The sequence below is a fragment of the Parvimonas sp. D9 genome (assembly GCF_035282565.1).
GTDB classification, from domain to species: domain Bacteria; phylum Bacillota; class Clostridia; order Tissierellales; family Peptoniphilaceae; genus Parvimonas; species Parvimonas micra.
This window is the reverse complement of the sequence record NZ_JAYKBM010000128.1, coordinates 1-277: the sequence shown is the minus strand read 5'-3', so window position 1 is coordinate 277 and position 277 is coordinate 1. Positions and strand designations below refer to the sequence as shown.

Here is a 277-nt window from a genome sequence, read left to right as displayed (position 1 = left end):
ACTTTTTTTGTTTTGCTTACAGTAAGAAACCCTTTATCGCGCAGGTATTGATCGAAATCGTACCGTTTTACCGTAACGATTTGTCCGCTATCGAAAGATGGGTTGAGTGTTAATCTTGATTTTTCTTTGGTGCCCTTGAGTTGGTTTTTAAGCTTGGCCGCTTCTACCGTATTCCCGCCAAAATTGATATTGTTAATACGAACTTTTGGGCCCTTATCAACAACAAAATCAAGGATTAGGGTATTATCGAAAGTAGAATCGGGTCTTTCATCAATAC

At 38.6% G+C, this 277-nt stretch carries 1 protein-coding gene; it reads right to left on the bottom strand.

Annotated elements, in window-relative coordinates:
- On the bottom strand, window positions 1-277 hold a 277-nt coding region (locus tag VJI94_RS08305), incomplete at both ends, for a hypothetical protein (RefSeq protein WP_324009016.1).